Annotated in this window: 7 protein-coding genes; 1 reads left to right on the top strand and 6 read right to left on the bottom strand. The window is 66.5% G+C overall.

The window, feature by feature from the left end; all coding sequences use genetic code 11:
- From WAX14_RS04800 to WAX14_RS04780, 5 genes are all read right to left on the bottom strand, one after another.
- Positions 1–920, bottom strand: a 920-nt coding sequence (locus tag WAX14_RS04800) for a hypothetical protein (RefSeq protein ID WP_422626948.1), incomplete at its 3' end; no start/stop codon positions are given.
- Positions 921–933: 13 nt separating this feature from the next.
- Positions 934–4188, bottom strand: a complete 3255-nt coding sequence (locus WAX14_RS04795) for a hypothetical protein (RefSeq protein WP_422626947.1) — start codon at positions 4186–4188, stop codon at positions 934–936.
- A 595-nt stretch (positions 4189–4783) separates the two neighbouring features.
- Positions 4784–5026: a hypothetical protein gene (locus WAX14_RS04790; RefSeq protein ID WP_422626946.1), complete on the bottom strand. Its 243-nt coding sequence runs from the start codon at positions 5024–5026 to the stop codon at positions 4784–4786.
- Positions 5027–5247: 221 nt separating this feature from the next.
- Positions 5248–5577: a hypothetical protein gene (locus WAX14_RS04785; protein WP_422626945.1), complete on the bottom strand. Its 330-nt coding sequence runs from the start codon at positions 5575–5577 to the stop codon at positions 5248–5250.
- On the bottom strand, positions 5567–5947 hold the full coding sequence (locus WAX14_RS04780) for a hypothetical protein (protein ID WP_422626944.1): 381 nt from the start codon (positions 5945–5947) through the stop codon (positions 5567–5569). The genes WAX14_RS04785 and WAX14_RS04780 overlap by 11 nt, the downstream gene beginning before the upstream one ends.
- Before the next feature lie 317 nt (positions 5948–6264).
- Here WAX14_RS04780 and WAX14_RS04775 point away from each other — a divergent pair, with 317 nt between their 5' ends.
- Positions 6265–6837 carry a hypothetical protein gene (locus tag WAX14_RS04775; protein ID WP_422626943.1) on the top strand — a complete coding sequence of 191 codons (573 nt, stop codon included), beginning with the start codon at positions 6265–6267 and terminating at the stop codon, positions 6835–6837.
- Positions 6838–7243: 406 nt separating this feature from the next.
- Here the strand turns inward: WAX14_RS04775 and WAX14_RS04770 are convergent.
- On the bottom strand, positions 7244–8114 hold an 871-nt coding region (locus WAX14_RS04770), incomplete at its 5' end, for an alpha/beta hydrolase (protein WP_422626942.1).

Below are 8114 nucleotides of genomic sequence, written 5' to 3'. Positions count from 1 at the left end.
CGCCGCAGCAATGCCGGTGTCGCCCCGAACGAGGCGACCTTCGCGTGGAAGTCGTGTTCGGGACGGTCGGGCCGCGGGATCGGCGGCGCATCCGGGTCGGGTTCGGCGCGGGGCACCTGCGGCGGCTGTTCGGGACGTTCGTAGTACCGCCGCATGGCGTGGGCATCGGTGATCATCTGCAGTGACGGGTCCGGTATCGCGTTTTGGCCGGTCAGCGCATCGAGTCGGTGTGTCACCCGGGTGTCGGCGTCCGGGTCGTCGAGTAGCACCTGCACGGGGGAGGTGCTGTCGACGATCTCCGACTGGTACGGCGGCGGTGGTGGGATCTCGCCTTGGCGGCGCACCACGTCGATTTCGTCGGGTTCGGTGAGCGGCCCGAGCGTGGTCAGTGCGTCCTGAAGACGCTGTCGGGGGACTTGGAGGGCGCGGCGGGCCCGGCCTGCCTCGTCGGCAAGTAGCCGATCCAGCGGTCCGCCCTCGTCGAGGCCGGCGAGTGTGCGCAGCAGGGTGTCGGCCACCGGGCTGCCGGCCACGGCGGGTGTGCGTGTCGGTGACGCCGTGATCGCCGCGATGTGCAGGTCGATCGCGTGGTCGCTCATCCGGCTGGCAGGGTTGGTGCGCCACGTTTGGCCGGACAGGGAGGGCCTCGGGAAATCGGTGACCGGTGTCGCGGGTGGCAGGACAGCAGCCCACGCGTCGGGGTCGGCGACGGAGACGATGCGTAAGGGAAGGGACGTGCCCAGCGACGTGTTCAGTGTGAGCGTGCAGCCGGCGAGCGTCGTCGGCCAGTCGGCCGCGGCGGGGAAGTCGGCCACTGTGGTGCCGCCGACCAACTTGTGGGTGACGAACACCGTGAGATGGAACGGTGCGTCCTCGGCCAACGAATGCGGCAGGGCGGTCGCCAGGACGGTGGTCGGCATCGGTCCTCCAACATCAGGCGGGCACGGCTGCGAACGCGCCGCAGTAGTCGGCCCAGTCGGCGTTCATGCCCGTGGTGTCGTCGGGCGGCATCACCTGGTACATCGTCGGGTCACCTTTCGAGCCCGCGAGTGTGCGCTCGACGGTGATCTCGACGGATGCGGAGAAGAACATCACCTCGACCTCGACCGTCAGGGAAGCGCGGCCGGTGAGTTTGCCCGTCTCGAAGTGGTACGTCAGCGACAGTTCGAGCGTGATCGAGGCGCTGATCAGGCCGAGCACGTCGACCTGGCCACGGATCCGGAAGTACGCGGTGAACAAGCCACGATCGGCTTCGAGCCGCAGATACACCCCCACCGAGATCGCCACCGACCCCGACGCCACCCCGAGATCGACCGACAGCGATGTGCACGCCTCGAGCCCCACCTCGAGCAGCACAAGCCCTTTCGGGGACGCACGCAACCCGACCCAACCGCCGCCGCCGACGCACATGACGGTGAGGCGGAACGGGGCGTCCTTGGAGCAGAAGCGGAATCCGACGGTCATCGCGTCACCGAGGAACGGTACGCGAGCGTCCGCGGCGAGGGTGATGTTCTCCAGGCTGAACACTCCGATCCCGACATTGGGCAACGTGAGGTCGAACCCCGCAGTCACCCCGTCGGGCGCGACATCGACGTAGGGCGGATCGGAAAACCCGTCGAACGGAATGAGCTCGCGCAGTCGATCGACGAAGGACAGCGGACCCAAAAATCTGATCCCGCCGAATACGACATCGACCTCCGGTTTACCGGCCGAGCCAGCATGAAACCCGATGCGCCGGAACATCAATGTCATCAACCCGGTCTCACCGTCACCGATGAGGTTGAGGTCGAAATCGACGATCTCGGCGACGATATCGACCGACGGCGCCCCACTGGCCGCCGCGCGCACTTCGACGTCGAGGTGCAGCGAGTCCGGCTTGGGACGGAAGATGTTCGGGGCGTCCGGCAACCCCCACGACGTGATCAGCGGTTTCCACGACATCCGGGCGGTGATCTGCGCGGCCGTAACCCCCGCGAGTAGCTGCGCCAGAACAGGGTTCGCGGCCAGGTCGGTGAGGGTTCGGGCAGGGTTCGTCACGGCCGCACGCACCGCGGCGGGCACACCGGGCAGGCCGATCGCCTGCAGCATCGTCGGTACATCGTTTGCCAGGGCGGCTGCGGCGGAAACGACAGCCGGTGGACTACCGGCCTGGACGGCAGCGGCCAGCGCGTCGATGTCGGCGAGGAGCGGCCCGACGTGGGCGTCGAGTTCGTCGCGGGCGTGCTGGGCGACTGCCTCCGCGCCTGCATGCGCAGCATTGTTGACCTCGTGCGCGAGGCGTGCCTGGGCATCCTCGAGCGCAGCCTTGAGCCGGACCGCTTCGGTGAACAGTGACGCTGCCGCGCCGAGCGTGTCGGAGACGAACGCCGGTGCTTCGTCCAGACCGGCGGCGTGGAGGAGATCGAGCAGATCGAACAACCCGAACAGTTTCGGTAGCGCGCCGGACAGGAATGATGCGGGATCGAACTGTGCCTCGTCGAAGGCGGAGGGGCTGTTTCCGTTCTCGCCGATCGCGCCGAGCGCGCGGGAGATCCCGCGGACTGTCAGGTTGGGGGCGATGAACCCACCGGCTCGGTCGGATCCGTTGTGGAAGTCGACGGCGGGTGGTGCACTTTTCACTGCCAGGATCAATTCGCCGGCGTTCGGTGGTCCGGGTGCCGGTTTCGTGTCGAGCGTGCGGGCGGGTAGTCCGTGGGTGAGGTAGGGCGCGGCGAAGACGAGGTCGACTGCTGGTGCTTGTGGTGCCAGGTGCCGCATCGCGGGCACGATCGCTCGTGTTTCGGTGAGGAAGGGCCGACTGGTGATGTCGGTGGCGTTGATTTCCCCATCGAAGATCAGGTGGGTGACTTCGATCGCGGTGTCGCCTGATTTGACGGGTGTTGCGACGGCCACGGTCTGTCCGCGGCCGCGGATTTCATGGACCGTGGAGTACAGGGGGGAGGCTTGATCGGCGTCGTGGACGAAGGCGTGGGGGCCTTCGGTTCCTGCCCGTACGAACACGAGTGGCGCCAGCCAGGTCTGTGTTTCGCCGCCACGGTCGACGGTGGTGAGGGTGAACGGAAACGGGATGCCGTTGCGTGTCGGGACGAACGGTTCCGGTTCGTCGGGTGGCGTGTCGATGTCGGGGGTGACCAGTGGGCCGACGGTGATCTGCCCGAACGGGTTGTCGTAGTCGGTCGGTGGGTATGCGCGGGTCGGTTGCCGCAGGATGATGAACCAGCGTTGCCACAGGTAGGCAACTGGTGCGGCTCGGTGTTTGATGTTGCGTTCGGTGACTTTCACCAGGAAGCAGCGGTGGCCGAACGGGAACAGGAATCCCGGGTAGGCGACCCGGACGTAGCCGTCCCTGCCCATGAACGCCTGGTGCCGGTAGTCGACGATGTTCGCCGGGAAGTCCCATGACTGTTTCCAGTCGAACCAGGCGCCGAGGCTGGACAGGCTCAGTTGGGCGGTTTCCAGCGGTGTTCGGGCGTTCGTGGGGTTGCCACCGTGGGTTTGCTCGACGAGTGCGACACGGTCGTCGGCGGTCAGTGGCTGTGTGAAGCCTGGTTGTTGGGGGTCCTCGGGTAGTTCGTAGTCGCGGGTCCACAACGCCCGGACGATCCGTTGGTCGGTGTCGCCGTCGTCGAACGTGCCGTCGTCGGTCCGGACAGTCAGGTGTGTTCGCCACAGTTCGTACCGGCGATCCGGGCCTTTCGCACCGACTTCGTGGCGGAACCCGCCGTGCTCGCTCGGTGAGATGACCAGCCGGTAGGGCGCCTCGATCGCGGTCTCGAGGTCGCCGGGTGGTTCGATGCCCGATTCGTTCGTCTCCCCGTCGGGGGTCGCGCCCGCCGCGACGCGAAGCCGCAACGTCTGCATCGCCTCGAGGACGCTGTCGAGTGTGAACGTGATGCGGGTGCCCTCGGGGAGGGCGTAGACGAGCCGGCTCGGCCCGGCCGCAACGTGGCCGGAGGGGCGTGGGGGTGTCGGTGGCGGCGGTGTGGCACCGACCTGCCAGACTTCCTCGCCGAGGTGTTGCGGCGGAAAGTGCACGATCAGCGACGCGTCCGGCCCAGCGACCAGTTCCGCTCCGCCGTCGGTGGTTTCGATCGTGCAGCCGGGCGCTTCCAACCGCAGATCGATCAGGTCGGTCGTGCGTAGCAGCCGGGTGTCCACCGGCCGTGGTTGCTCGTCGGGCTCGCCCATGCCGTTCTCTCCCTGTGGTCCGCGTGGAGATGCTGGTGGATGCCGTGAGGCAATCATCCTCCGCTGCCGCAGCGGTCCGCTGGCGAACGAGCAATGTCGAGCGGCCGGTCGACGAATCGAAATGTCCTCGCGCTTCTGGCAGCCGGGGGCGGTGCCGCGTCGTTTCCGTCCCGGGTATCGATGAGACCACCGAGAACGGCACCCCACCGATGTTCGTGCGCAGCAGATCGGGTCGATGGTGTCGCCGACCGGCGCACTGCGTCGCTCGGATCGAGCGACCGGCTGCTCGCCGGTGGTACGGCGGCGGCGATGCCCTGGAGGCGGCCGGCACCGCGATCCCGTGTCGGGACACGCCCTGCGCATCACGGGATCGGGAGCGGTCCCTGTTGTCGACGATCGACGGAGATTCGTGCCACCTCGCACACAGGAACACATCACGTGGAGGACCCGGAGCTCCGGCACGGTCGCGGAGACCGATGATCGGAAGGCTCGGGGTCCGCGGCGCGGTGACCTCGTCCGTGCCGGCCTCAGCGTCCGGCGTCACGCACCGCAGCGACTGAGGTCACAGTCTTCCGGGGATGGACATCGCTTTCCGTTACACCGGGTGGTGACGGCTGCTGCACACTGACTCGACAGCGGCGATCATGGCGTCCGCTTCGGTGGTGAAGGCACCGACGAGCGTATCGCCGGCTCGCGCGGTATACCTTCCGGAATCGGAAGCAACCGTGAGGAACTCACCGTGCACCCCGGAGTGCATGACGAGTTTCTCGTCGCGGTTGAACGTCGCGGCGCAGCGTGATGACCGGACCACAGCGGTGCCCTCCTGGGAAGAAGCCACGATCAATCCTCTCGGGTGGTGCAGCATCGCTGCACCAGTGGGGTTTCCCCTCCGCCGGTCGGCGAAGGAGCGGATGAGAATCGTATTCGGCGCCCTCATCCCGACGTACAACACGTCCGAACAATCCGATGAGCGAGGCGCGGAATGAACTGGCACTCCCGATCGTCGTGATCGCCGCGACTGGTTAATTTCGGGCGTTGCAACGCTCGGACAGTCAGCTTTTACGCTTTGTATACCGCTGAATACCAACTCGTGCAGTTCTCGACGTACACACCGATCGCGGAAAGCTCTTTGCGGAACGACTCCTGCACTCCGCTGCCGTGGTATTCCGGGTCGAATGCGACAGCATGGGAACCACCGTCGTGTGTGATGACCAGCAAGGAACCCAACCCGTACTCTTCGTCGCGGTCGGCCCATTCCTGTGGAGAATAGAAACTTCCACCCCCGTCATGCCGATCGATCTGCTGGTCCACGAAGAACTTGCGGATGGTTTCCGCCACGGTTTTTCCGAGAGGATTCAATCCGTCCGGAACATTCCATTCATTGCTCATAAAACCTCCTGTAGAAGTGGTCATTTTCGATGGTATCGGAAATGTGTCGACTAAATTCGGGGGCGAACTCCGTGCGGTGTGCGAGGAATCGGCACACGAACACGGTCGATGCCTCGCAGATCGGACGGATCGAGGGCCGACGTTCACCTCGGCCCCACCGGACGGGTCGGGCCGTCCGGTACACGTCCCGAATCGCCTGCGGATCGCGATGGGCACGACGTGGGACGCGCTGCGTCACCGCGCGTTCCGGCAGGATGGCAAGAACAGGGATGCGCGCATCGCGGAACACTCGGCGCAGCGCCGGAAACGCCGCTGCGCCGTAGATCACCGCCGGCGGCATGCGTGAGCGGGTGAGTTGCGGCGAGCGCACCGCGCGCGCCGCCGAACGGTTGCGGCACTCGGTGCAGCTACGCGGAGGTGCGCACGCCGAGCGGTACACGAACAGCGACCCCCGCGCCGGGGAACACGGACACCCTCAACACCGCACCGATCGCGGCGCAACGGCCACGGCGGTGGACGCCACCCGGCCGGCGGACCCCGCCCCACACGGATCCGCAGCGCTTTACCGAGCGGATCGCTGCAATCGGAATTTACGGAATTAATTATACAACAACGCTTTTCAGGTGTTTGCGACAATGAATCGCCGTCAGATACGGTGGCGGCTCCACACCGACGGAGGGAACCGCCGTGACCGCCCCACACACCAATCTCCGCGCCCCGAGATCCACCCCACATGCCGGCCGCGCCGCAGCGCGTGTGAGAGCAGCGCAAACGCGACTGGGCCTGCAGTCGCACATCGTTCTGCCGCCTCCATGCTCACACTGCCAATCGATTACCTCACTCATCGGCATCTCGGAGCACCCTGGCAGGACTCTGCTCGACGGGTACGGGGTCTACCTCCGGTCGTGCTCCCTCGGCCAACAGATCTGTAGCTGCACCAACAATCTCGCGTTCGCTCACGGGCTCGTCGTCGACCATGTCCGTGCCATCGCTGCCCGATTCCTCGTCGCGTCGTCCACCGTGCCGGCCCCCACCCACCCCAATCCGGTGATTTCCACGCGGATCCGGCAGGCGTGGGCCGATCCGGCCCTGGCCAACGGCGTGCTGTGGCCCGACCCGACCGAAGTGTTCGTCCTGGATCCGCCGCTGCCGAACATCGCCATCCCGCTCGGTTCGACCCGAGGAATGCGAGGAGTGCGTCATCGCTCAACCGCGGCGCTACTCACCGCGACACAGGTGAAGGGCCTGCCGGCCATTTGACCGCAGTGTCGGGCGGCGGCCCCCGGGGGCATCTCAGGCAGCACCCGGCAGGCGACCACGGTGCCACGGGGAACGGCGGACCTCAGGGGCCGCGGCGTCGATGACCTCGGGGCAGGCTCTTGTAGTTCGTCTACCGGGTGCCATCCTCGTCACCACCGGATCTCTCCCCGCGCGTCGCCCGCCGGCAGCACGGCGTCCAGTCCGATCCCGCAGCCGCGGCAGCGATATCGGACTGGACGCAGTGCTACACATGGGGGCCGGAGGAGAACCGGACTCGAGATGGAGGTGCAGGTGCCTGCCCAGCTCGTGCCCACCGAATCGGTGTCCGCTTGCGCGCCCGCCGATCTGTCCACGGCAAACCCACCCGAAGCACACACCCGGGACACCACACCCACCTGCCGGAGCGTCAGTGCACGCCGAGCGCGTCAAGGAACATCGGCCGCGACTTCGCCAACTCGTCCTGCCAGTACCCCCACGAATGAGTACCCGCAGCCGGGAAGCTGAACTGGGCAGGGATCCCGAGGGATTCGAGGCGCAGTTCGAACGCACGGGTCTGCACCAGAGACAGCGCTTCGAGTCCCATCGCGCTCGCGTTGTTGACGTGCCCGACCAGCCCGCTCGGATTGTCGTGTGCCCCCGGCAGACCGCTGGCAGCGGAAACGTACAAGTCGATCCCCTCGAGCTGCGGAGCGATCACGAACGGATCGTTCCGCAACCATCCCGGACTCCACGGCGGCCCCCACATCGAATCCGCGTTGTATCCGTTCGCCGAGAGCATCGCCACCCGGATCGCTTCGCGCATCCCCGGAGCGGACAAGTTCAAGTACCCGGAGAACGACCCCGCGGCCGTGAACTGATCGCGATGATGCGCAGCCAGCGACAAGGCAGCACTGCCACCCATCGACAACCCCACGACCGCGTTGTTGCTGCGCGAGACACCGCGAGTCTCGAGGTAGGCGGGAAGGTCCTCGGTCAGAAACGTCTCCCACTTGTATGTGACGTCCTGCCGATTGACGTTCGAGGCAGCCACCCAGTCGGTGTAGAAGCTGGCCTCACCACCGACCGGCATCACCAGGGTCACATCGTCGTCCGCGAACAGTGCTGTCGCGTTGGTCTCGAACGACCACGCATTGGCATCGGACCGCGCGCGCATCCCATCGAGCAGATACAACGCGGCATCACCGCCGCGTGCAGCCCATTGGATCTGGACCTTGACGTCACCCATCGCGGACGGGACGACGACCTCTTCGAATCCGCCGGCGGGGGCGCGGTGCGCC

This window comes from Rhodococcus sp. (in: high G+C Gram-positive bacteria) (genome assembly GCF_049299235.1).
Lineage (GTDB): Bacteria > Actinomycetota > Actinomycetes > Mycobacteriales > Mycobacteriaceae > Rhodococcus.
This window is presented reverse-complemented; position numbering and strand designations above follow the sequence as displayed.